Origin of the sequence: Streptomyces sp. NPDC007157 (assembly GCF_040634235.1) — a bacterium.
GTDB lineage: Bacteria > Actinomycetota > Actinomycetes > Streptomycetales > Streptomycetaceae > Streptomyces.
Map to the genome: position 1 here is coordinate 274,598 of NZ_JBEYFE010000002.1, position 24,390 is coordinate 298,987.

At 71.9% G+C, this 24,390-nt stretch carries 20 protein-coding genes; 13 read left to right on the plus strand and 7 right to left on the minus strand.

The window, feature by feature from the left end; genetic code table 11:
• Positions 1 to 260: 260 nt before the first annotated feature.
• Positions 261 to 2,834 carry a DEAD/DEAH box helicase gene (locus ABZ642_RS04190; RefSeq protein WP_360476767.1) on the minus strand — a complete coding sequence of 858 codons (2,574 nt, stop codon included), beginning with the start codon at positions 2,832 to 2,834 and terminating at the stop codon, positions 261 to 263.
• 558 nt (positions 2,835 to 3,392) lie between these two features.
• Between ABZ642_RS04190 and ABZ642_RS04195 the strand changes: the two genes are divergently transcribed.
• Positions 3,393 to 4,139: a ferritin-like fold-containing protein gene (locus ABZ642_RS04195; RefSeq protein WP_360476770.1), complete on the plus strand. Its 747-nt coding sequence runs from the start codon at positions 3,393 to 3,395 to the stop codon at positions 4,137 to 4,139.
• Between the two features lie 145 nt (positions 4,140 to 4,284).
• Here ABZ642_RS04195 and ABZ642_RS04200 read toward each other — a convergent pair whose 3' ends face one another.
• The 4 genes from ABZ642_RS04200 to ABZ642_RS04215 form a co-directional block, all read right to left on the minus strand.
• A complete protein-coding gene (locus tag ABZ642_RS04200) occupies positions 4,285 to 4,557 on the minus strand; it encodes a hypothetical protein (RefSeq protein WP_360477600.1) in 273 nt (90 codons plus the stop codon).
• A 260-nt stretch (positions 4,558 to 4,817) separates the two neighbouring features.
• On the minus strand, positions 4,818 to 5,045 hold the full coding sequence (locus ABZ642_RS04205) for a DUF3107 domain-containing protein (protein WP_046730492.1): 228 nt from the start codon (positions 5,043 to 5,045) through the stop codon (positions 4,818 to 4,820).
• Between the two features lie 150 nt (positions 5,046 to 5,195).
• The gene (locus tag ABZ642_RS04210; protein WP_360476773.1) at positions 5,196 to 5,837 is read right to left on the minus strand and encodes a TetR/AcrR family transcriptional regulator; all 642 of its coding nucleotides are present in this window, start codon (positions 5,835 to 5,837) and stop codon (positions 5,196 to 5,198) included.
• A 167-nt stretch (positions 5,838 to 6,004) separates the two neighbouring features.
• Positions 6,005 to 6,235: a hypothetical protein gene (locus ABZ642_RS04215; RefSeq protein ID WP_360476776.1), complete on the minus strand. Its 231-nt coding sequence runs from the start codon at positions 6,233 to 6,235 to the stop codon at positions 6,005 to 6,007.
• 305 nt (positions 6,236 to 6,540) lie between these two features.
• Here ABZ642_RS04215 and ABZ642_RS04220 point away from each other — a divergent pair, with 305 nt between their 5' ends.
• From ABZ642_RS04220 to moeZ, 12 genes are all read left to right on the plus strand, one after another.
• A complete protein-coding gene (locus ABZ642_RS04220) occupies positions 6,541 to 7,533 on the plus strand; it encodes an alpha/beta hydrolase (protein WP_360476779.1) in 993 nt (330 codons plus the stop codon).
• 7 nt (positions 7,534 to 7,540) lie between these two features.
• Positions 7,541 to 8,947, plus strand: coding sequence for a DUF3152 domain-containing protein (locus tag ABZ642_RS04225; protein WP_360476782.1), 1,407 nt, complete (start codon positions 7,541 to 7,543; stop codon positions 8,945 to 8,947).
• Positions 8,948 to 9,003: 56 nt separating this feature from the next.
• A complete protein-coding gene (locus ABZ642_RS04230; protein ID WP_360476785.1) occupies positions 9,004 to 9,096 on the plus strand; it encodes an Ms4533A family Cys-rich leader peptide in 93 nt (30 codons plus the stop codon).
• A gap of 165 nt (positions 9,097 to 9,261) precedes the next feature.
• Positions 9,262 to 10,980: an ABC transporter substrate-binding protein gene (locus ABZ642_RS04235; RefSeq protein WP_360476788.1), complete on the plus strand. Its 1,719-nt coding sequence runs from the start codon at positions 9,262 to 9,264 to the stop codon at positions 10,978 to 10,980.
• 4 nt (positions 10,981 to 10,984) lie between these two features.
• Positions 10,985 to 12,049: an ABC transporter permease gene (locus tag ABZ642_RS04240; protein WP_360476791.1), complete on the plus strand. Its 1,065-nt coding sequence runs from the start codon at positions 10,985 to 10,987 to the stop codon at positions 12,047 to 12,049.
• The gene (locus ABZ642_RS04245; RefSeq protein ID WP_360476794.1) at positions 12,046 to 13,044 is read left to right on the plus strand and encodes an ABC transporter permease; all 999 of its coding nucleotides are present in this window, start codon (positions 12,046 to 12,048) and stop codon (positions 13,042 to 13,044) included. The genes ABZ642_RS04240 and ABZ642_RS04245 overlap by 4 nt, the downstream gene beginning before the upstream one ends.
• On the plus strand, positions 13,041 to 14,633 hold the full coding sequence (locus ABZ642_RS04250; protein ID WP_360476797.1) for an ABC transporter ATP-binding protein: 1,593 nt from the start codon (positions 13,041 to 13,043) through the stop codon (positions 14,631 to 14,633). Before ABZ642_RS04245 ends, ABZ642_RS04250 begins: the two co-directional genes overlap by 4 nt.
• A gap of 229 nt (positions 14,634 to 14,862) precedes the next feature.
• Positions 14,863 to 16,635 (plus strand): DUF3492 domain-containing protein, encoded by a 1,773-nt coding sequence (locus ABZ642_RS04255; protein ID WP_360476800.1) that lies wholly within the window; start codon positions 14,863 to 14,865, stop codon positions 16,633 to 16,635.
• Positions 16,632 to 17,951 carry a hypothetical protein gene (locus ABZ642_RS04260; protein WP_360476803.1) on the plus strand — a complete coding sequence of 440 codons (1,320 nt, stop codon included), beginning with the start codon at positions 16,632 to 16,634 and terminating at the stop codon, positions 17,949 to 17,951. Before ABZ642_RS04255 ends, ABZ642_RS04260 begins: the two co-directional genes overlap by 4 nt.
• A 181-nt stretch (positions 17,952 to 18,132) precedes the next feature.
• Complete coding sequence (locus ABZ642_RS04265) at positions 18,133 to 19,092, plus strand: NAD-dependent epimerase/dehydratase family protein (protein ID WP_360476806.1); 960 nt, start codon at positions 18,133 to 18,135, stop codon at positions 19,090 to 19,092.
• Positions 19,080 to 19,829: a spherulation-specific family 4 protein gene (locus tag ABZ642_RS04270; RefSeq protein WP_360476809.1), complete on the plus strand. Its 750-nt coding sequence runs from the start codon at positions 19,080 to 19,082 to the stop codon at positions 19,827 to 19,829. The genes ABZ642_RS04265 and ABZ642_RS04270 overlap by 13 nt, the downstream gene beginning before the upstream one ends.
• A 63-nt stretch (positions 19,830 to 19,892) precedes the next feature.
• A complete protein-coding gene (gene moeZ, locus ABZ642_RS04275) occupies positions 19,893 to 21,071 on the plus strand; it encodes an adenylyltransferase/sulfurtransferase MoeZ (RefSeq protein WP_360476812.1) in 1,179 nt (392 codons plus the stop codon).
• 62 nt (positions 21,072 to 21,133) lie between these two features.
• Here the strand turns inward: moeZ and ABZ642_RS04280 are convergent, their stop codons facing one another.
• Together ABZ642_RS04280 and ABZ642_RS04285 are read right to left on the minus strand one after the other, a co-directional pair.
• The gene (locus ABZ642_RS04280; RefSeq protein ID WP_360476815.1) at positions 21,134 to 22,681 is read right to left on the minus strand and encodes an alpha/beta hydrolase; all 1,548 of its coding nucleotides are present in this window, start codon (positions 22,679 to 22,681) and stop codon (positions 21,134 to 21,136) included.
• A gap of 134 nt (positions 22,682 to 22,815) precedes the next feature.
• Entirely contained in the window at positions 22,816 to 24,357 is a 1,542-nt protein-coding gene (locus ABZ642_RS04285; RefSeq protein WP_360476818.1) for an alpha/beta hydrolase, read from the minus strand.
• Between the last annotated feature and the right edge of the window lie 33 nt (positions 24,358 to 24,390).

Here is a 24,390-nt window from a genome sequence, read left to right on the forward strand (position 1 = left end):
GCGAGGTGGCGGGTGGCGGGTGGCAGGCGGTAGGCGGTAGGCAGGCGGTGGGGGAGGGGCGGCAGGCGGCGGAGGCGGGCGGGCAGGCGGTGGACGCGGGCGGCGTGCGGCAGGCGGTGGGGACGGGTGGTGGGGACGGGCGGTGGAGGCGGGCGGGCAGGCGGTGGGGACGGGCGGCGGGCGGTGGGAGGCGGCAGGTTGGGCCGGGAACGCCGACGGCCCGGCCCACACAGGGTGGGCCGGGCCGTTCGGTGAGGTGCTCAGGCCTCGGGAGCCGCCGCGGCGGCCTTCCGGGTCCGGCGGGCCTTCGGCTTCGCCTCCGCGTCGGCCGCGTCGGCAGCGCCGACCGCCTCGACGGACTCGGCCACCTTGCGGGTGGTACGACGCCTCGGCTTGACCTCAGGCTCCTCGCTGGCCTGCGCCGGAATCTCCGCACTGGCGGCAGCAGCCGTCTTGCGGGTCCGGCGGGGCTTGACCTCGGTGCCCTCGACGGTGTCGACGGCGGCCTCGGCGGCCTTCCGGGTCCGGCGCGGCTTGGCCTCGGCGACCTCGGCGACCTCGACGACCTGGGCGGTCTCCGGGGCGGCGGCTGCCGTCTTGCGGGTGCGGCGCGGCTTGGCCTCGGTGGCCTCAGCCGTGTCCACCGCCGTCTGGGCGGCGGCCGCGGTCTTGCGGGTGCGGCGCGGCTTGGCCTCGGCGGCCTCGACGACCTGGGCGGTCTCCGGGGCGGCGACCGTCTCGGTGGCGGCTGCCGTCTTGCGGGTGCGGCGCGGCTTGGCCTCGACGGCCTCGGCCGTGTCGACGGCCGCTTCGGCGGTGGCTGCCGCCTTGCGGGTACGACGCGGCTTGGCGGCCTCCGTCTCCGTCGTGGCCTCGGTCTCGGCCGTCACCGGAGCCGCGGCGGCGGCCTTGCGGGTGCGGCGGGGCTTGGCCTCGGTGCCTTCGGCGGTGTCGACGGCCGCTTCGACGGCGGCTGCCGTCTTGCGGGTGCGGCGCGGCTTGGCCTCGACGGCCTCGGCCGTGTCGACGGCCGCTTCGGCGGCGGCCGCGGTCTTGCGGGTGCGGCGCGGCTTGGGCTCCTCGGCCACCTCGGGCTCAGGCGCGCTCACCACCGCCTCGGCCGGCTCGGCGGCCTTGCGGGTGCGGCGGCGGACCGGTGTCACCGGGGCCTCGACGGCCTGGACGGTCTCGGCGGTCTCCTGCGGAGCCTCCGTGACCTCGGCCGGTGTCACCGCGGCCTCCGCGGACCTGCGGGTCCGACGGCGGCGCGGCTTCTCCGGAGCGACGGTCTCCACCACGGCCTCGACGGCCTCGACGGTCTCCACGACCACCTCGGGCGTCACCGTCTGCGGGGCGGCGGCCGCCACCGGCTCCGGCGACGCCCCGCTGCGCGTACGACGGCGGCGGCGCGGGGTGCGGGAACCCGCGGGCTCCGACGCCGTGACGGACTCGGCGGCGGGGGACGCGGACTCGGCGGCCGGCGCCGAGGACGTCGTACCGGATGCCGGGTCCAGCGCCGAACCGGCGCGGGTGCGACGGCGGCGGCGCGGGGTGCGGGCCGAACGCTCGCGCTCCTCGGAGCGGGCTGCGCCCCGGTCGCGACGGTCGTCCCGGCCACCGCGACCGCGGCCACCACGGCCGCCGGTCTCGCCCAGGTCCTCCAGCTCCTCCGCCTCGAGCCCGGCCCGGGTGCGCTCGGAACGCGGCAGGACACCCTTGGTGCCGGCCGGGATCTTGAGCTCCTCGAAGAAGTGCGGGGAGGTCGAGTACGTCTCCACCGGTTCTGGGAAGCCCAGCTCCAGCGCCTTGTTGATGAGCTGCCAGCGCGGGATGTCGTCCCAGTCGACGAAGGTGATCGCCGTACCCTTCGCGCCCGCGCGGCCCGTACGGCCGATGCGGTGCAGGTACGTCTTCTCGTCCTCGGGGGACTGGTAGTTGATGACGTGGGTGACGCCCTCGACGTCGATGCCGCGCGCGGCCACGTCGGTGCAGACGAGCACGTCCACCTTGCCGTTGCGGAAGGCGCGCAGCGCCTGCTCGCGGGCGCCCTGGCCGAGGTCGCCGTGGACCGCGCCGGAGGCGAACCCGCGTTGCTGGAGCTGCTCGGCGATGTCGGCGGCCGTGCGCTTGGTCCGGCAGAAGATCATCGCCAGTCCGCGGCCGTCGGCCTGCAGTATGCGGGCGATCATCTCCGGCTTGTCCATGGAGTGCGCGCGGTAGACGAACTGCTTGGTGTTCGCGACGGTCGCGCCCGTGTCGTCCGGCGCGGTGGCGCGGATGTGCGTGGGCTGCGACATGTAGCGGCGGGCGAGACCGATGACCGCGCCCGGCATGGTCGCCGAGAACAGCATGGTCTGGCGCCTGGCCGGAAGCATGTTGATGATCTTCTCGACGTCGGGCAGGAAGCCCAGGTCGAGCATCTCGTCGGCCTCGTCCAGGACGAGCGACTTGATGTGCTTCAGGTTCAGCTTCTTCTGGCCCGCGAGGTCCAGGAGCCGGCCCGGGGTGCCGACGACCACGTCGACGCCCTTCTTCAGGGCCTCGACCTGCGGCTCGTAGGCCCGGCCGCCGTAGATGGCGACCACGCGCACGTTACGGACCTTGCCGGCCGTCAGCAGGTCGTTGGTGACCTGGGTGCAGAGCTCGCGCGTGGGGACGACGACGAGCGCTTGCGGGGCGTCGGTGAGGGCCTCGGGGGCGGCGCGTCCGGCCTCCACGTCGGCGGGGACGGTCACGCGCTCCAGGAGCGGCAGACCGAAGCCGAGGGTCTTGCCGGTGCCGGTCTTGGCCTGGCCGATGACGTCGGTGCCGGACAGGGCGACCGGGAGCGTCATCTCCTGGATGGGGAAGGGGTTGATGATGCCGACGGCTTCCAGGGCCTCGGCGGTCTCGGGAAGGATCCCGAGTTCTCGAAACGTCGTAGTCAGGGTGCTGCCTCTTCTGTGTGTCGCGGTCCGAGGCGAGCGCGGGGGTCTTTGACGGACCGTGCCGGGGGACGTCGGCTGCCTTACGGCAGCCGTGTGGGGCACGCCGTATGACACGGGACCTCTACCAACGCTCTAGCGCTCGTACCGCTGAGGTGTCCCTCCGGTCGTCGTACGCGATGTGCCGTACGCGCCGGGAGGGCTGTCGGGTCGGAGCCGATCGGGCCACCGACCGGGCATCCTCATACGTGCGGCCTGTCGAGGTACATCCGAATACGACGGCGTACCAGCAGGCGCATTACCACCATACCCCGGAATCGTGCACATGCGATGGCCGATTTGGTCACGTCGTGGTAGTCACAGTGGTTGACCAGCGGCTTCTCGGTTACTTGTCCGGGACTTCTCGGGGCTTCCCTGAGGATTCCGGGGTCTTCCCCGGGGCTTCCCGGAGCCGGCGGGCGGGCTATTGTGCGCTTCATGACGAGCTCTGACAAGCCTGAGACCGCCTCCGCCGAACCGACCGGTGTCGCCGCCCAGGACTGGGCGCGGGCGGCCGCCGACCCGCAGTACCGTGCCGCGGTCGTGGACCTGCTCGGCGCCCTCGCGTACGGCGAGCTCGCGGCGTTCGAGCGCCTCGCGGAGGACGCCAAGCTGGCGCCCTCCCTGGCGGACAAGGCCGAGCTGGCGAAGATGGCGTCGGCCGAGTTCCAGCACTTCGAGCGGCTGCGGAACCGGCTGACGGAGATCGGCGAGGACGCGACGCAGGCGATGGAGCCGTTCGTCGCGGCCCTCGACGGCTTCCACCGGCAGACGGCGCCGTCGGACTGGCTGGAAGGCCTGGTCAAGGCGTACGTCGGCGACTCGATCGCCAGTGACTTCTACCGGGAGGTCGCGGCGCGCCTGGACACGGACACGCGCGAGCTGGTGCTTGCGGTGCTCGACGACACCGGGCATGCCGGGTTCGCCGTGGACAGGGTGCGGGCGGCCATCGACGCCGACCCTCGTGTGGGGGGCCGACTGGCGCTGTGGGCGCGGCGGCTGATGGGGGAGGCGCTCTCGCAGTCCCAGCGGGTGGTCGCCGACCGGGACGCGCTGTCGACCATGCTGGTGGGCGGGGTTGCCGACGGGTTCGATCTCGCCGAGGTGGGGCGGATGTTCTCGCGGATCACCGAGGCGCACACGAAGCGGATGGCTGCGCTGGGCCTGGCCGCCTAGCGCTCGGTGCGCTCGGTGGGGGAAATCAGGGGAAGTCAGGGGGAGCTGCGCGGCTGCGGGTTCGTGGTGGCTGGTCGCGCAGTTCCCCGCGCCCCTTGGGGAGCGCTTCGGCTCGGGGGCCTGAAACGGTTCTCGGCGCTTGACGCTACGCCGGGATCGATCGTCGGCGCAGGTGGCGGCCCGCAGGGCGGAGCAGCAGCGAGAGAGAGGCCGCCGCGACGATCGCGGCACCCAGGAGGCTCACGAGGACCGTGTCGGGGCCGAGCGCGCTGTGGGTGACGAAGTCGCCGAAGAGGGCTCCTGCGACACCCGTGGAGAACACCAGGTGCCGGGCCGGAAGACGGTGGGAAAGGCGGCTCGCCGCGGCCCATGAAAGGGCCAGGCCGAGCAGTGCGGATCCTAGGACTTCCAGCAACATCACGAGGGGTCCCTCCCACGGCCGGCCGGTGCTTCACGGTCGTAGGCCGTCATACCCGTGACCTGCGGAATGCAATCCTCCTCTGTGGGTGACTTGTGGACCGGATGTGCAGAGCGGACACGGTGGAGCGCACGTGGTGGAACGGACACGGCGGAGCGCACGCGGCGGAGCGGACACGACGGAGCGCGGACACGACGGAGCGCACACGACGGAGGGGCCCGTCGGACACGCGTCCGACGGGCCCCTCCGTGCTGCTGTGGCTAGACCGCGCTGAAGCCCACCTTGCGCACCGTCGGCTCGCCGAGCTCGATGTACGCCAGGCGGTCCGTCGGGACCAGCACCTTGCGGCCGCGCTCGTCCTCCAGGGACAGCACCTGCGACTTACCGGCCAGCGCGTCGGCGACGAGGCGCTCGACCTCCTCGGCGTTGAGACCGCTCTCCAACACGATCTCGCGGGGCGCGTGCTGCACGCCGATCTTGACCTCCACGGCTATGTCCCTCCGACGGTCAGTGAAGTGCGCGAACTTCCGCGCCGTACGCTGCACACATTAGCCCGGTGAGGGGACGTACACGCTGCGGGCGTGCACGCCAGGAGCGAACAGCGAACGGGAATGCCGTGCCGACGGACCCGTGACGCCTCAGTGGTGGTCGGTGCCGTGCAGCGGGAAGCCGGCGATGCCCCGCCAGGCCAGCGAGGCCAGCAACTGCACCGCCTGGTCACGCGGGACGCTGCGGTCGCTGTGCAGCCAGGAGCGCGCCACCACCTGGGCCAGACCGCCGAGGCCGGAGGCCAGCAGCATCGACTCGGCGCGCGAGAGGCCGGTGTCCTCGGCGATCACGTCGCAGATCGCCTCGGCGCACTCGGTGGTGACCTTGTCGACGCGCTCGCGCACCGCGGGCTCGTTCGTCAGGTCGGACTCGAAGACCAGGCGGAAGGCGCCGCCGTCGTCCTCGACATACGCGAAGTACGCGTCCATGGTCGCCCGGACGCGCTGCTTGTTGTCGGTCGTCGACGCGAGCGCGCCGCGGACCGCGTGGATCAGGGCGTCGCAGTGCTGGTCCAGCAGGGCCAGGTAGAGGTCGAGCTTGCCCGGGAAGTGCTGGTACAGCACCGGCTTGCTGACACCGGCGCGTTCGGCGATGTCGTCCATCGCGGCCGCGTGATACCCCTGCGCGACGAAAACTTCCTGGGCGGCGCCCAGCAATTGGTTCCGACGGGCACGGCGCGGCAGGCGCGTGCCCCGCGGGCGCGCCGCCTCTGTCTGCTCGATGGCTGTCACGCCGCCTCCCAAAAATCGTCCACATGCGGATTACGCCGCCCGGCCATCGTACTTTTCGGTAACCGTGCTGTGCGCGGTGCGAGCGCAGAATTTCACGTACCGGACGACGGCGAAAGCCGCACCGGGAAATGTGGACAGGCCAGGCGGACCCGCCGGAGCCTCCGCGGTCAGCGGTAGTCCTCCTCGTCGAGGGAGACGACGCGCGCCTGTTCGATGAGATCGGCCTCGTTCGCGCGGTCCTCGTCCACACCGGTGAGCGGGTCGTCACGGGACGGTGCGACGTCCGTGTGCTGCTCGGCTGCGTCGACCTCGGGCGACTCGACGTCGATCTCCGGGGCGTCCTCCGCCTCCCGTCGCAGATCGTCGAGCACGTCGGGGTCGGTGGGGTCGTAGGCCATCGTGGGCTCCCTTCCATCGAATGTCCCTGGCAGAAGCAGGGGGCCATAAACGGGTGCCCTCCTTATGAGCGTAGGAGACACCGGTTGCGGACGCTATGCCGTCGACGGCCGTTCGCCCGGGACGCCGTCGACCGCCGGCCACACGGCCTCGCCGACGGCTCGCCGAAGCTTGTCGGCGGCCTTCCGGCGGACCGCGTGCTCGCCTCATGGCCCGGCGGCCGGCCCCGCGACGCGATGGCTCGCCCGGACGGCGCTGTGACGGCGAACACACGAATCACTGTGTGATCGTCTCGTAACATTGGCCCATGTCTTCGACCGAGCTGCCCTCAGTGCCGCCCACCAGCGTGCTGCCGAAGGCGGCGGCCGTCAGAGTCGCGGAGGGCGAGCGGCTGCGGACGGTCGGGCTGCCCGGCGTCACCCTCACCGTCCGGTCCAGGCCGCCCACGCGCGCGGGCCTGCCGCCCGCGCTGTTCGTCCACGGGCTCGGCGGCTCCTCGCAGAACTGGTCGGACCTGATGCAGCGGCTCGAAGGCGTCGTGGACGGCGAGGCGGTCGACCTGCCGGGCTTCGGCGACTCCCCGCCACCGGACGACGGCGACTACTCCGTCACCGGGCACGCGCGCGCGGTCATCCGCTACCTCGACGCGGTGGGCCGTGGTCCGGTCCACCTCTTCGGCAACTCGCTCGGCGGCGCGGTCAGCACCCGCGTCGCCGCCGTCCGCCCCGACCTGGTCCGCACGCTCACGCTCGTCTCACCGGCCCTGCCCGAACTGCGCGTGCAGCGCACGGCCATGCCGACGGTGGTGCTCGGCCTGCCCGGCGTCGCCGGACTGCTCACCCGCGCGACCGGCAAGTGGACCGCGGAGCAGCGGGTACGTGGCGTGCTGGCCCTCTGCTACGGCGACCCGGGCCGGGTCACGCCCGAGGCGTTCGAGTACGCGGTGGAGGAGCTGGAACGGCGGCTGCGACTGCCGTACTTCTGGGACGCGATGGCGCGGTCCGCGCGCGGGATCGTCAATGCCTACACCCTGGGCGGCCAGCACGGGCTCTGGCGCCAGGCCGAGCGCGTCCTCGCCCCGACCCTGCTGATCTACGGCGGCCGCGACCAGCTGGTCGGCTACCGCATGGCCCAGAAGGCCGCGCGTACCTTCCGCCGCTCCCGGCTGCTGTCCATGCCGGACGCCGGGCACGTGGCGATGATGGAGTACCCCGCGACGGTGGCCGGGGCGTTCCTCGAACTCCTGGCGGACGCCGACAGGTCGGACGCCGGTACGGTCGCGCCGGGCGCGGGGAGCTGAGGGGCGGGTGGGACGTCACAGTCGCCGTGGTCCGGCCCCCAAAGGCGATGCCGCGGACATAACCGGCATAGGCGCGAGCCGGAACAGTGACCCGAGGAAGGGCGAGCGCGAAGGCGCCGGGCCGGTACCCCGCCCGACCCAGGGCCCGCCTCCGGGAGGGGCCCCGCGCCTGCCGGACGGCACGCCGGCCCGCGGTGTGCCCCGGTTGGCTGACGGCACCCCGGCCCATGGTGTGCCCCGGGTCCGTGGCGGTCATCCCCAGCAGCGGGAAGCCGGCGGTGGCTGGGGTGAGGTGGGCGGACAGGCCGGTGCCGCCGCTTCCGGGGCGGCCGGGCCGTCGATACCGCGACAGCGGCGGGGCGGGCCCGGTGCGCCCCGGCAGGACTACCTCGACGCCTTCGGCGAGGACGCCGACGTCTTCACGCCCCGGCCCGGCGCGGGTACCGGCATCGGAGGCCGGCGCGCGGAAACGTATCCGCCCTCCTCCGGCCCGGCTGCCTCCCTGCTCGACTCCGGCCCGCGCACCTCCCCGCTCGCCTCCGAGCCGTACGGCGGCGACGGCGGTGACGACGCGCCGCCCACCGGCGAACCCGCGCAGCCCAAGGGCGGCAAGGGGCGGGCCCTCACCGGAGTCGCGGCCGCCGCCGTCACCACCGTGCTCGCGGTGATCGTCGCCGGGCAGGTCGCCGACGGCGGTGACAGCGGCGTACGGTCCCAGTCGGCCGCCGGCGACGCACGGGTCACCGACGGTGCCGCCTCGCGCGGCAACGGCCGTACGACACCGTCCGTCTCCGCCTCGCCCCGTGTGGCGACGCTCTCGTACGAGCAGGCGATGGACAAGAAGTACCCGCTCGGCGCCAAGCTGGCCGGGTCCGGGAAGTTCGACGCCGTGCCCGGGGCCGCCAAGGCGCCCGGCAAGGGGCAGAAGTACACCTACCGCGTCGACGTGGAGCAGGGGCTGGGGCTGGACGGCGAGTTGTTCGCCGCGGCCGTGCAGAAGACGCTCAACGACGACCGCAGCTGGGCCCACGACGGCGCCCGTACCTTCGAGCGCGTCTCCTCCGGCAAGCCCGACTTCGTGATCACCCTCGCCAGCCCGGGAACCACCGCCAAGTGGTGCGCCAAGTCCGGCCTCGACACGACCGAGGACAACGTGTCCTGCGACTCGGCCGCCACCGAACGCGTCATGATCAACGCGTACCGGTGGGCACAGGGCAGCAAGACGTACGGCGACAAGATCCACCCCTACCGGCAGATGCTGATCAACCACGAGGTCGGCCACCGGCTCGGCTACGGCCATGTGACCTGCGACAAGGACGGCGAGCTGGCGCCGGTCATGCAGCAGCAGACCAAGTTCCTCGACCACGACGGAATCCACTGTCTGCCCAACCCCTGGCCGTACCCCAAGAGTTGACAGGTGGCGCATACATCACATTGACATGGGCAGAAAGTTCATACATATTTCTGGGCATGTCGTCCCTTCACGCCTCCGAGCGCGCCGCCATCGAGCTGGCGCTCATCGGTGTGACCGCGCTCTGCGTGGCCGACATTCACTGTCGCTGACCCTCGCCCCTGGGCGTTCGCGTCGCGATCTTTCTCCGTTGCCGTGACTCGGTCACGGCTCTTTCGACGACCTGGCGCCCGGGCAGACGTCTGTTCACTTTCGTCTCACTCCTCGTCAATCAGTCTCACTGATCGAGACTCGCCTTCCGAGAGGTCGTCATTCCGATGCGTCAACCGTCCGCCACAGCGCGCCGCCTGGCCGTGGCATCCGTCAGCCTGGTCGTGGCAGCGGGAGCCGTCGCCTGCGGGCCGAAGGACAACGATGCCAAGGGCTCCGGTGGCGACTCCACGCCGCACAAGGGCGGCACGCTCACGGTCCTGAACTCCGACCCCCAGTCGGACTTCGACCCGGCCCGCCTGTACACCTCCGGCGGCGGCAACGTGCCCTCCCTGGTCTTCCGTACGCTCACCACCCGCAACCGCGCGAACGGCGCGGCCGGCGCCAAGGTCGTCCCCGACCTGGCCACCGACACCGGGCGCCCCAGCGAGAACGCGACCGTGTGGACGTACACGTTGAAGAAGGGCCTCAAGTACGAGGACGGGACCGCGATCACGTCCGCCGACATCAAGTACGGCATCGAGCGCTCCTTCGCCCCCGAACTCTCCGGCGGCGCGCCCTACCTGCGGGACTGGCTCGTGGGCGCCGCCGACTACCAGGGGCCGTACAAGGACAAGAAGGGGCTCTCGGCGATCGAGACGCCGGACAGCCGCACGATCGTCTTCCACCTGAACAAGCCCGAGGGCGAGTTCCCGTACCTGGCCACGCAGACGCAGTTCACGCCCGTCCCGAAGGCCAAGGACACGGGCACCAAGTACGAGGAGCACCCGATCTCGTCCGGCCCCTACAAGGTCGTGAAGAACGAGAACGACGGTGAGCACGTGGTGCTGGAACGGAACACCTACTGGTCGTCGGGCGTCGACGACCAGCGCAAGGCCTACCCGGACAAGATCGACGTCAAGTCCGGGCTCGACTCCTCGGTGATCAACCAGCGGCTGTCGGCCTCCCAGGGGACGGACGCCGCCGCGGTCACCACGGACACCAACCTCGGCCCGGCCGAGCTCGCCAAGGTGACCGGCGACAAGGATCTCGCCTCGCGCGTCGGCACCGGGCACTTCGGCTACACGAACTACATAGCGTTCAACCCGAAGGTCAAGCCGTTCGACAACCCCAAGGTGCGGCAGGCGATCTCGTACGCCGTCGACCGGTCGTCCGTGATCAACGCGGCGGGCGGCAGCGCGCTGGCCGTGGCCGCCACCACCTACCTGCCCAACCAGAAGTCCTTCGGCTACACGCCGTACGACCTCTTCCCGGCGGGCGACACCGGCAACGCGGCCAAGGCCAAGGAACTGCTGAAGGAAGCGGGCTACCCGAACGGGCTCACCGTCACGCTGACCCACGACAACGCCCAGAACTTCAGGACCAGCCCCGAGATCGCGACCGCCATCCAGGACGCCCTCAAGAAGGCCGGCATCACGGTCAAGCTCCAGGGTCTGGAGGACAACAACTACTCCGACACGATCCACAACGTGAAGACCGAGCCGGGCTTCTTCCTCTCCGCGTGGGGTGCCGACTGGCCCTCCGGCGGTCCCTTCCTCGCCCCGATCTTCGACGGCCGGCAGATCGTCAAGGACGGCTCGAACTTCAACTCGGCCCAGCTCAATGATGCTTCGGTCAATGCCGAGATTGACGCGATCAACAAGTTGACCGACCTCGACGCTGCCGCCAAGCGGTGGGGCGCACTGGACAAGAAGATCGGCGCGCAGGCCCTGACCGTGCCGCTGTTCCACCCGGTCTACAAGCGACTGGTCGGCAAGGACATCAAGAACGTCGTGATCAGCGACTGGACCGGCGTCCTGGACATCTCCCAGGTCGCGGTGAAGTAGCGCCGTGAGCGAGGCACTTCTCGCCACCCAGGCCCCCGAGGCGCCCGCCTCGGGGGCTTCGGGGGCTCGTCAGTTCTGGCGGCGGCTGCGTACGCAGCGCGCCGCCCTCGTCGCGGCCGCCGTGGTCGCACTGCTCGTCCTGGTCGCACTCGCGGCGCCGCTGCTCACCGCGCTGGAGGGCCAGGACCCGACCACCTACCATCCGTCCCTCATCGACTCCGCGCGCGGCGGCGTCCCGATCGGCTCCTTCGGCGGCATCAGTGGCGACCACTGGCTGGGCGTCGAACCGCAGACCGGTCGGGACCTGTTCGCGCGGCTGGTGTACGGGGCCCGGGTCTCCCTGGGGGTCGCGCTGGCCGCGACCACCGTGCAGGTCGTCCTCGGCGTCATCGTGGGTGTCACGGCCGCGCTCGGCAACCGATGGGTTGATCAACTGTTGAGCCGGGTCACCGACATCATCGTCGCCATGCCGTTGATCATCATGGCGCTGGCGCTGTTGGCCGTCGTGCCCGCCGGTTTTCCGCGGCCGGTCCTGGTCTCGCTCATCATCGGCTTCGTCGCCTGGGGCACCATCGGCAAGATCACGCGGGCCGCGACGCTCTCCCTGAAGAACCTCGACTACGTGGCCGCCGCGCGGCTCAGCGGCTGGAGCACCTGGCGGATCGCCCGCCGGGAACTGCTGCCCGGCCTCGCCGCGCCCGTCATCACCTACGCCGCGCTCATGGTGCCGGCCAACATCTCCATCGAGGCCTCGCTGTCCTTCCTCGGCGTCGGCGTGAAGCCGCCGACCCCGTCCTGGGGACAGATGCTGACCTCCGCCAACATCTGGTACCAGGCGGCCCCGCAGTACCTGCTGCTGCCGGCCGGCGCCCTGTTCGTGACCGTGCTCGCGCTCACCGTGCTCGGCGACGGCATCCGCACGGCCCTCGACCCGCGGTCGGCCTCCCGGCTGCGCGTCGGCACGGGCCGCAGGCAGGAGGCGAAGGCGGCCACCGCGACGCAGACGGCGAAGGCGGCCGCCGCGAAGGAGACGGCGAAGACGGCCGTCGCGAAGGAGACCCAGTCATGACCGGCTTCGGCGGATTCGCGCTGCGCCGTGCCGTCGGCGCGGTCATCACCCTGCTGGCCATCTCGGTGATCGTCTACGTCGTCTTCTACGTCACCCCCGGCAACGTCGCCCAGATCACCTGCGGCCCGCGCTGCTCGCCGGAACAGGTGCACCAGGTCTCCCAGCAGCTCAGGCTCGACGACCCGCTGTACCTGCGGTACTGGCACTTCCTGTCGGGCATCTTCGCCGGCCAGGACTACTCGACCGGCACGTCCGTCGCGCACTGCTCGGCGCCCTGCCTCGGACTCTCGTACCAGAGCGACCAGCAGGTCACCCGGATCATCCTGACCAAGCTGCCGGTCAGCATGTCGCTGGTGATCGGCGCCATGGTGCTCTGGCTGATCCTCGGGGTCGGCACCGGCATCCTCTCCGCCTGGCGGCGCGGCCGGTTCACCGAACGCGCCCTGACCGGCCTCACCCTGGCGGGCATGTCGACGCCGGTCTTCGTCATCGGGCTCGTCCTGATGATCGTGGTCTGCGGACAACTGGAGCTGCTGCCGTTCCCGGAGTACGTGTCCTTCTCGGACGACCCCGAGCAGTGGGCCTGGAACCTGTTGCTGCCGTGGTTCACCCTGGCGCTTGCCGAGGCGGCCTACTTCGCCCGGATGACCCGGGCGTCGATGCTGGAGACGCTCGCCGAGGACCACATCCGGACCTTTCGGGCCTATGGCGTGGGCGACCGGTCGATCGTCGGCCGGCACGCCCTGCGCGGCGCCCTGGCACCGATCATCGCCCTGAACGCCAACGACTTCGGCAGTGCCGTGGGTGGCGCCGTCCTCATCGAGACCCTCTTCGGCCTTCCCGGCATCGGCCAGGAACTCGTCCACGCCGTCACCGTGGTCGACCTGCCCGTCGTCGTCGGCATGGTCCTGGTCATCGGCTTCTTCGTGGTCCTCGCCAACGCCGTCGCCGACGTGCTGTACGCGGTGGCCGACCGACGGGTGGTACTGACGTGAGTCTCGTCCAAGTCACTGATCTGACCGTCGAGTTCGGCGACCTGCGGGCCGTGGACGGACTCTCCTTCGAACTGGCGGCGGGCGCCGCCCTGGCGCTGGTCGGCGAGTCAGGCTCCGGCAAGTCCACGGTCGCCTCGGCCCTGCTGGGCCTGCATCACGGCACGGGGGCGAAGGTCGGCGGCACGATCCAGGTCGCCGGCACCGACGTACAGTCCGCCACCGACGAGGAACTGCGGCGGCTGCGCGGCGCCAAGGCGGCGATGGTCTTCCAGGACCCGCTCTCCTCCCTCGACCCGTACTACGCGATCGGCGACCAGATCGCCGAGGTGTACCGCGTGCACACGCGCGTGTCGCGACGGGCCGCACGCGCGCGTGCCGTGGAGGTCCTGGACCGCGTGGGCATCCCGGACGCGCCCCGTCGGTCCCGGTCCCGCCCGCACGAGTTCAGCGGCGGCATGCGCCAGCGCGCGCTGATCGCCATGGCGCTCGCCTGCGAGCCCGACCTGCTGATCGCCGACGAGCCCACCACGGCCCTCGACGTCACCGTCCAGGCGCAGATCCTCGACCTGCTGCACACCCTGCGCGAGGAGACCGGCATGGGCCTGCTCCTCGTCACGCACGACGTGGGCGTCGCCGCCGAGAGCGTCGACCAGGTGCTCGTCATGCGGCACGGGCGCGTGGTCGAGCAGGGTCCGGTCGCCGCCGTGCTCGGGGCACCCGCGCAGCCGTACACCCGCGAGCTGCTCTCCGCCGTCCCGCGCGTGGACGCGGTGCGCGCGCCCTCACAGGCGTCCGAGGAGGTCGTGCTGGAGGCGTCCGGCCTGCGGCGCGAATTCGGGCGCGGCAAGGCGGCGTTCGCGGCCGTGGACGACGTGTCGCTGACCATCCACCGGGGCGAGACCCTCGGCATCGTCGGCGAGAGCGGCAGTGGCAAGACGACGCTCGGCCGGATGCTGGTCGGGCTGCTGGAGCCGACGGCGGGAGAGGTCCGTTACGAGGGGCACGCGCGCGTGGGCGTGCGGCCGGCCGTCCAGATGGTGTTCCAGGACCCGGTGTCGTCCCTCAACCCCCGGCGCAGCGTGGGCGAGTCGATAGCCGACCCGCTCCGCGCGCGGGGCGTGCGGGATCAGGGGCGCATCCGGGGGCGCGTGATCGAACTGCTGGAGCGTGTGGGGCTCGAAGGGGCGCACTACGAGCGCTACCCGCACGAGTTCAGCGGTGGCCAGCGCCAGCGCGTGGGCATCGCGCGGGCGCTCGCGGCCGACCCGCGCGTCATCGTCTGCGACGAGCCGGTCTCCGCGCTGGACGTCACCACCCAGGCCCAGGTCGTCGCCCTGCTCGGTGAGCTCCAGCGCGAACTCGGCCTGGCGCTCGTCTTCGTCGCCCACGACCTCGCCGTCGTCCGTCAGGTCAGCGACCGGGTAGCGGTGATGCGCCGCGGCCGGATCGTCGAGACCGGACCCGCCGACGAGGTCTACGACAGCCCCCAGGACCCGTACACCCGGCAACTGCTGGCCGCCGTACCCGCCCTCGACCCCGAGGCCGCGGCCCGGCGCCGGGCCGCCCGGCGGGAACTGGCGTCGGCGTGACGTTTCAGCAGCTCCCGGGAGGCAACGCGATGTGACGTTTCGCGGTCGATCGATCTCTTAGCGCGACCGAACGCGAACCGCACGGGAAAGTTACGACCGTTCACCCCTTTTGGTGGCGCGATGGACAACCGTCCGTCGCGCCACCGCCTTGTCCGCATACGTTCTTCCCGCTGCGAGCCACCGAGGCAACGGTGGCTCCCCATACGGGAGATCGATCGGGGGTGCACACGTGCGCATCGGACTGCTTACGGAGGGTGGCTATCCGTATGTGAGCGGTGACGCCAGACTCTGGTGCGACCGGCTCGTGCGCGGGCTCGGGCAGCACGAGTTCGACCTCTACGCGCTCAGCCGCAGCAGGCGCCAGGAGGACGAGGGCTGGCTACCGCTGCCGCCGCACGTCAGCCGGGTACGGACGGCGCCGCTGTGGACCGCCGAGGAGGACGGGGTCGCGTACGGCCGGCGCGCGCGCCGGCGCTTCGTCGAGAGCTACGGGGAGCTGGCGGCGGTGCTGTGCGCCGGTCCGGGAGTCGGCGGCCCGGCCGACGCGGGCCTGGACGGAGCGGACGGCGCGAACAGCGCGGACGGCTCCGGTGCCGGACCCGGCCATCTGGCGGACCGTTTCGGCAGCGCGCTCTACGGACTCGCCGAACTCGCCCGTGACGAGGGCGGACTGGTCGGCGCACTCCGCTCCGACAGCGCCGTGCGCACCCTGGAGCGGGCCTGCCGCGCACCCGGCGCACTCGGTACGGCGCGCGAGGCGCGCGTGCCGGATCTGCTCGCCGTCGCCGCGCACCTCGAACGCACCCTGCGCCCCCTCTCGCTCGACTGGTACGGCGACGACGGCCTCGGCGCCGCCGACCTCTGCCACGCCACCGCCGGCGGCCCGGCCGCCCTCCCCGGCCTGCTCGCCCACCACTTCTGCGACGTGCCGCTGCTGGTCACCGAGTACGGCGTGCAACTGCGCTCGCACTACCTCGCCTCCGGCCCCGACGCGGCCACCCCGGCCGTGCGCGCCCTGCTCGCCGCCTTCCACGGCCGGCTCGCCGCCGAGGTCTACGGCCGCGCCGCGATCATCACCCCCGGCAACGCGCACGCCCGCCGCTGGCAGGAGCGCTGCGGCGCCGACCGCGCCCGCATCCGCACCGTCCACCCGGGCCTGGAGGCCGCCCGCTTCGCCGAGGTCGGCGAGGCGCCGGACCGGGCCGACCCGGACACGCTCGTGTGGGTCGGCCGGACAGAACCGTCCAAGGACCTGGTGTCGCTGCTGCACGCCTTCGCGGAGGTCCGCAAGGAGGAGCCCAAGGCGCGGTTGCGGATCGTGGGCGCCCCGGCGGGACCGGAAGGCCGGGCCTACCTGGGCCACTGCAAGGCGCTCGCCGCCCAGCTCTTCCCGGACGAGGCCGAAGGAGTGCACGCCGTCGGCGACAACCCGGTCGCCTTCGAGGAGATCGGCGGCCCGGAGGCACCGACCCTCGCCGACGCCTACGCGTCCGGATCGGTCGTCGTCCTCTCCAGCGTCGTCGAGGGTTTCCCGGTCGGCCTCGTCGAGGCGATGCTCTGCGCCCGCGCGACGGTCTCCACCGACGTCGGCGCCGTGGTGGAGGTCATCGGCGGCACCGGTCTCGTCGTACCCCCGCGCAATCCGCGGGCGCTCGCGGAGGCGTGCGTGGCGCTGCTGCGCGACCCAGAGCGCCGTGAGCGCCTCGGAGCCGCGGCACGCGCCCGGGCGCTCGAACTCTTCACCGTCGAGCAGAACATCGCGGCATTTCACGGCATTTACCTGGAGATCGTCTCGCACTGTCCGGTGCGCCGGGTCGTCCTCGACGAGGCAGGCGAGCCGCTGCCGTTCGCCGCTCCTGCCGAGGCACATGTTCCCGGCCGCTGGACCGGTCCGGCGGCCCGCGTCGTGAGCCGGGGCGGCCCCGGCTGGGCCCTGAGTTCCGTACCGCGGCCGACCCCGGTACGGGCCACCCCGCTCGCGTCGCCGGAGGGTGCCCTGTGAAGGGCGACGAGGACGGCGCCGTGCACGGCGGTCCGGGGGAGCTGGACCGGCCCGAGCGCCCCGGCGGGGCCGACGCCTGGGACGCGCGGTCGGAGGAATGGCTCCTGGGCGTGGCGGACGACGGCTCGGAAGACGCCCTGTCCCGGAGCGGGGATCGGGACGCGGCCGCGATCGCCGGCGGGGGCCACACCCGGACCGCCCCGGGCACCACGGGCAGCCGTAGACCCAACTCACGTCGAGGCGCCGCCGATCCCGTGAAAGCTCTGATGCACCGCCACCGCGCCCTCTGCGAGCAGGCCGTCGACCCGCTGGAGATCGCGGCCGGCCTGGAAGCGCACGGCGTCACCGACCGGACCGCCGCCCGCTTCCGGCACCGTGACGTCTTCTCACTCGCCGAAGAGCTCTACGCGCGCGTGCCCCGCGACGACGACCCGCGCCCGCGCCCGGAACAGGCGCCCGCGCCCCGCGTGCGCGCCGACCGGGCGCTGCTCACACTCCTGCCGGGCGCGGTCGGCGTGGCGGTGGTGACCGGCGTACGGCTCACCGAGGGGCGCCCCCGCCTCCTGACGGCGGCCGTCGGCGTGCTCGCCCTCGCCCTGGCCGCGGGCCTGGCCCTGCGTCGCGGCCCCCTCGCCGGGCCCGCCCGGCACACCGTGACCGGCACGCGCGCGTGGACCTGCTGGCTTCTTGCCTACGCACTCCTCGGCAACGGCCTCCTGCGCGCCGTCCTGGACGGCGGGCCCGACGGCCTCCCGACCGGCCTCGCGCACGGCCCCTGGCCGGTGACCACCGCGCCCGTCCTCGCCCTCACCCTGTCCTGCGCCCCGGCCGCCTGGAGCGCCCATCTCTTCACGGCGGGCGCCCGCCGCAGGCTCACGGGCAGCCGGGGGCTGGAGGAGTTCGCCGGGTCCGTACAGCCGCTGCTGCTCGGCACGTTCGCCCTCTACCTGGGCGTCCTCACCGCCCTGCTCGCCCTGTGCGCCGCCGCCCTGGGAGAACCCGCCGGCTACCCGGAGGCCCTCACTCTCGGCGCCCTCCTGCTGCTCGCCCGCCTGCTCACCGTCCACAACGTGCCGCAGCGCCCCGCCCTCGCCCTCGCCGCCGCCACGGAAGCGGCCGCCGTGGGGCTGGTCCTGGCCGGCCGGCTGCCCGGCTGCGCCTTCCTGGCGACCCCCGTCGACGCCCTGGCCGGCGCCTGGGGCGCGGGCGGCGTTCCGGCACTCGTCTGCGGCGCCGCGGCCCTGGCGCTGCTGTTCCACGCGACCCGCACTCTCACCCGGGCCTCGGCCCACGCGCCGACGGGAGACCCGGAGTGAGCAGAGCCGCCGTTCTCTTCGCCTGCCTCGCCGTGCTGTCGCGGTGGCAGGCGCCCGGCATCCCGCCGGAGGCAACCGCACCACCCCTTGAAGGAGACCGCCAGATGACCACCTCCCGACCCGGACCCGGAGCGTCCGGAACCACCGGAGTCGCCGGAGCGCACACCCCGGGAGCCACGCGATGAGGGTTCTGCTGATCGGAGCCAACGGATACCTCGGCCGCTTCGTCGCCGACCGGCTGCTCGCCGACCCGGCCGTCCAGCTCACCGCGCTCGGCCGCGGCGACGACGCCGACGTCCGCTTCGACCTCGCCACCGGCAGCCCCGGTGCACTCACCCGCTTCCTCGACGCGGTCCACCCGGGCGTCATCGTGAACTGCGCCGGGGCCACCCGCGGCGGTGCCCGGGAACTCACCCGGCACAACACCGTCGCCGTCGCCACCGTCTGCGAGGCCCTGCGCCGCAGCGGCTGCGGCGCCCGCCTGGTGCAGATCGGCTGCGGCGCCGAGTACGGCCCGAGCCAGCCCGGCTCCTCCACGGCCGAGGACGCCGTACCGCGCCCCGGCGGCCCGTACGGCGTCAGCAAGCTCGCCGCCACCGAACTGGTCCTCGGGTCGGGCCTGGACGCCGTCGTGCTGCGCGTCTTCTCGCCCGCCGGGCCCGGCACCCCGGCCGGCTCCCCGCTCGGCCGCCTCGCCGAAGCCATGCGCCGCGCCATGCAGTCCGGCGACGGCGAACTCAAACTCGGCGGCCTCGGCGCCCAGCGCGACTTCGTCGACGTACGCGACGTCGCCCGCGCCGTCCACGCGGCCTCGCTCTCCGCCGCCCAAGGTGTCATCAACATCGGCTCCGGCCGTGCCATCCGCCTCCGCGACGCCGCCGCCGTCCTCGCCCGGGTCGCCGGATACGGCGGCGCCCTGCATGAACTCGACGGCCCGCCCGGCCCGCTGCGCGGCCCCATCGGCCACCCCCGCCTGGACCCCGACCACGCGGCCCCGGTCGCCTATCCGTACCCGGACGGCTGCGGCAGCTGGCAGCAGGCCGACGTGCGCTGTGCCCGCGACCGGCTCGGCTGGCGGCCCCGTATCAACCTCGAAGAGTCCCTCGCGGACATCTGGATGGAGGCGGCATGCCGCATCTGACCAGCACCAGGTCGGGCGCCGCGACCACCGGCGTCCGCACCGCCCTCGGCATCCCGGGCTATGCCCACCCCCTCCTCGCCCCGGCGCAGTGGGCCGAACTCACCCGCCCGGGCACCCCTTTGCACTGGGTCGTCCTCAACGTGGCGAACGGCCCCGGCAGCCGCCCCGACCCGCACTGCCTGGAAGCAGCCGGCAGACTCCGCAACGCGGGCGTCCGCGTCCTGGGGCGCCTGGACACCACCTACGGCGCCCGCCCCCACGGCGATCTGGTCCTGGACGCCCGCCGCTATCACGACTGGTACCGCGTCGACGGCTTCCTGCTGGAGCGCTGCCCCGGCGAACGCACGGCGCTCCCCGGGATCCGCCGCGCCGTCGCCACGCTCCGCACCATCGGTGGCGCTCCCCACATCGTCCTCGGCCACGGCACCCACCCCCATCCGGGCTACGCGGAGAACGCCGACCAACTGGTGACCTTCGCCGGCCCGTGGAGCGACTACCGCTGGTCGCATGTCGCCGAGTGGACCGCGGACTACCCGCCGGACCGCTTCTGCCATTTCGTGCACGGCATACCCCGCGGGCACCTCGACGAGGCACTGCGCATCGCCCGCTGGCAGGGCGCCGCGACCATCTACTTCACGGACCGTACGGATCACGGCGGTCGCATGGACCCCTGGGAGAACATGCCCGGCTACTGGGACGACATCGTCTCGCGGGTCGGGACAGGTGTCTCGGAATGAAGATGGCCATGGCAGTGTTACACGGAGAACATCTGTAGTGATTGACCGACCAACGGAGTCCCCGTGTCGCTGCCACCCCTGGTCGAGCCAGCCTCTGAGCTCACCGTAGACGAGGTCCGCAGGTACTCCCGCCACCTGATCATCCCCGATGTCGGGATGGACGGGCAGAAGCGGCTGAAGAACGCCAAGGTGCTCTGTGTGGGCGCCGGCGGCCTGGGCTCGCCGGCGCTGATGTACCTCGCCGCGGCCGGTGTCGGCACCCTCGGCATCGTGGAGTTCGACGAGGTCGACGAGTCGAACCTGCAGCGCCAGATCATCCACAGCCAGGCCGACATCGGCCGCTCCAAGGCCGAGTCCGCCCGTGACTCCGTCCTCGGCATCAACCCGTACGTGAACGTGGTCCTTCACGAAGAGCGGCTCGAGGCCGAGAACGTGATGGACATCTTCAGCCAGTACGACCTGATCGTCGACGGCACGGACAACTTCGCCACCCGCTACCTGGTCAACGACGCCTGCGTGCTGCTCAACAAGCCGTACGTCTGGGGCTCGATCTACCGCTTCGACGGCCAGGCCTCGGTCTTCTGGTCCGAGTACGGTCCCTGCTACCGGTGCCTGTACCCGGAGCCCCCGCCGCCGGGCATGGTCCCCTCCTGCGCCGAGGGCGGCGTGCTGGGCGTGCTCTGCGCGTCCATCGGCTCCATCCAGGTCACCGAGGCGATCAAGGTCCTCACCGGCGTCGGCGACCCGCTCGTCGGACGCCTGATGATCTACGACGCCCTGGAGATGCAGTACCGCCAGGTGAAGGTCCGCAAGGACCCGAACTGCGCGGTCTGCGGCGAGAACCCGACCGTCACCGAGCTCATCGACTACGAGGCCTTCTGCGGCGTCGTCTCCGAGGAGGCCCAGCAGGCGGCCGCCGGCTCGACGATCACTCCCAAGCAGCTCAAGGAGTGGATCGACGACGGCGAGAACATCGAGATCATCGACGTCCGCGAGCCGAACGAGTACGAGATCGTCTCCATCCCGGGCGCCAAGCTGATCCCGAAGAACGAGTTCCTGCTCGGCACCGCCCTGGAGGGCCTGCCCCAGGACAAGAAGATCGTCCTGCACTGCAAGACGGGTGTCCGCAGTGCGGAGGTCCTCGCCGTCCTGAAGTCCGCGGGCTTCGCGGACGCCGTGCACGTCGGCGGCGGCGTGATCGGCTGGGTCAACCAGATCGAGCCCGAGAAGCCGGTCTACTGAGCGCGGTCTCTGCGACGGGCGGGGGTTTCGGGTGCGGCAGGCACCCGGAGCCCCCGCCTTCGTCATGAGCAGACCTTGCCGTCCTTCGGGACCGTGCCGTCCAGCAGGTAGGCGTTCACCGTCGAGTCCACGCAGTCGCTTCCGCGGCCGTACGCGCCGTGGCCCTCGCCCTTCCAGGTCAGCTCGACGCCGACGCCCTTGCCCAGCTCGTCGGCCATTCGCCGGGCGCCCTCGTACGGGGTCGCCGGGTCGCCCGTATTGCCGACCAGCAGGATCGGGGCCGAGCCCGGGGCGCTCACCTCCGGGGTGTCGTACTCCCCGGCCACCGGCCAGTCGTGGCACCAGCCGGCCGTGTCCCAGCCCAGGAAGTCGCCGAAGACGGGCGAGATCTTCTCGAAGTCGGGCAGCAGCTTCTTCGTCTGGGCGAGCGTGGGCCGTTGCCTGTCGTCCAGGCACGATATGACCCGCTGGGAGTGGCCGGTCGTGCCGTAGTGCCCCGAGGAGTCACGTTCGTTGTACTGGTCCGCGAGCGACAGCAGCTCCGAGCCGTCGCCGTCCTCGGCCGCCTGGAGGGCGCTGGTCAGCGTCGGCCAGCTGTCCTGGCTGTACAGCGGCAGGACGATGCCGGTGACCGCGAGGGTCTGGGTCAGCTTCCGCCCGGAGGAGGTCGCGAGCGGCTCGGTGTCGAGCCTCTTCAGCAGGGCCGCGATCTTCTGCGAGCCCTGCTCCGGGTCCTGTCCGGTGGACTTGAGGTAGTCGTCCAGCGCCCGTTGGAACCCCTCGGTCTGGTTCTTCGCGTGGCCGACCGAGTCCGCGGTCGGGTCGACCACCGCGTCCAGGATCAGCCGCCCCACCTTCCCGGGGAACAAGTGGGCGTAGACACCGCCCAGTTCGGTGCCGTACGAGATGCCGAAATAGTGCATCTCCGTATCGCCGAGCACCTGGCGCATCAGATCCATGTCCCGGGCCGTGTCGGTCGTCGAGACGTGTGCGATCAGTTCGCCGTCCGCCGTCTCGCAGCCCTTGCCGAAGGCGGCGGCGTCCTTGAAGTACGCCGTCTCCTCCGCCGCCGTGTCCGGGGTGGCGTCGATCGACTCGGCGGACCGCATGTCCTTGTCGCTGCGACACCGGATCCCCTCACTGGCGCCCACCCCGCGCGGATCCCAGCTCACCAGGTCGTACCGCGCGCGCAGCGTGGAGACGGTGGGGGCGTAGTACGGCATCATCGAGACGCCCGAGCCGCCGGGACCGCCGAAGTTGAACAGCAACGAACCGATCCGCTTGCCCGAACCCCCGCTCGCCTTCGTCCGGATCAGCGCCAGCCCTATGGTCTTCCCGTCCGGCTTCGCCCAGTCCAGCGGCACCTTGAGCGTTGCGCACCGCCACTGCCCACCGGGCGCGGCGGAGTCCGAAGTGGTTTTGCAGCGGCCCCAGTCGAGCCGCTGGGAAGTGAGGGAGGGGGGCAGGGCGGCAGAGGCGGTGGAGGCCGGTGACGGCTGTTCGGACCGTGTCTTGCCTTCGTCCCCGCCGCCACCGGACGACCCACCGCCGCACCCGGCCACGAGCAACCCCGCGGCAACAGCGGCCGCCCACCGTACGAAACGCAACATGCGCGCACACCCCCCTCACAGGCTCTCCGCAGGTTCGTCGCGGAAAGCGGTCAGGTCATAGTAGGCGGATCGAGCGGAGGCTGTTGCGGCCTGTGGATAACCTTTTGACCTGCGGTTTCTCAGCTCCCCAACGCTCACGAACAGACGTTGCCGGCCTTCGGCACCCGCCCCTCCAGCAAGTAGCCGTTCACGGTCGACTGCACGCACTTGTCCTTGCTGTCGTAGGCCCCGTGCCCCTGCCCCTTGTACGTCAGCTCCACCCCGACGCCCTTCCCCAGCGACTCCACCATCTTCTTCGCACCCTCGTACGGCGTGGCCGGGTCGCCCGTGTTGCCCACGACCAGGATCGGCGCCGACCCGGGCGCGCTGACGTCGGGATGGTCGGCGGCGCCCGGCACCGCCCAGCTCGTGCAGCTGACCATGCCCCACGCGAGGTAGTCGCCGAACAGCGGGGACGCGGCCCGGAACTCGGGCAGTCTCTGCTGGACGTAGTCGGCGGTGTACCGAGGCTTCGCGTCGGCGCAGTTGATGGCGATGTTCGCCGCCGTGATGTTGCTGTACTCGCCGTTCTGGCTACGGCCGTTCATGGAGTCGGACAGCAGCATCAGGATCTTCCCGTCGCCGTCGTACGCCTCTTCGAGTCCCTCGGTGAGGTACTCCCAGAAGTCCTTGGAGTACAGCGACTGCGCGATGCCGTTGGTGGCGGCGGTCTGGGTCAGCTGGCGGGGGAGGATACCGGGGATCGGCTTCTTGTCGAGGTCCGCGAGGAGCTTGGCGATACGGTCCTTCACGTCCTGCGGGGTGTCGCCGATCGGGCACTCGGTCTTCTTGGAGGTGCAGTCCTCGGCGAAGTTGTCGAGTGCGAGCTGGAAGCCCTTGGCCTGTCCCAGCGAGCTCTGCTCGGGGTTCTGGGTGGGGTCGATGACACCGTCGAGGACGGCCCGGCCCACGTTCTTCGGGAACAAGTGGGCGTAGACGCCGCCGAGTTCGGTGCCGTAGGAGATGCCGAAGTAGTGCAGCTGCTTGTCACCGAGGACCTGGCGCATGAGGTCCATGTCGCGGGCCGCGTCGGTGGTGCGTACATGCGGCAGGATCGTCTTGGAGTTCTTCTCGCAGGCGGCGTTGAACTGCCTGGTGCGGGTGATCAGCTGGGCGCGCTCGGCGCTGGTCTCGGGCGTCGCGTCCTGCTGGAAGTAGTTGTCGAGCTGTTCGTCGTTCTCGCACTCGACGGGGTCGCTGCGGCCGACTCCGCGCGGGTCGAAGCTGACGAGGTCGTAGCGGGTGCGCAGGGCCGCGTAGTCCTCACCGAACGCGGGGAGCGTGGTGACGCCGCTGCCGCCGGGCCCGCCGAAGTTGAAGATCAGGGAGCCGATCCGCTTGCTCGCGTCGCCGCTGGCCTTGGCCCGGATCAGCGCGAGACCGATGGTGGCGCCCTTCGGCTTCGACCAGTCCAGCGGCGCCTTCATGGTCGCGCACTGCCAGGCACCGCCACCGGGCAGCGGCGAGGGGGTGTCGCCACCGCCCTCGGCCTCGTCGGGAGCCGGGCAGGCCTTCCAGTCCAGCTTCTGTGCCGCCAGATCCCCGTCCTTGGCACCGTCGCTGCACCCGGTCAGCAGGGAGGACAGCACCAGGGCGGTGGCCAGGGCGGCGGCACGGATCCGGAAGGGGTTCGGCATGCTTCCATCCTGAGGTCGCACGCGCCCACGCGC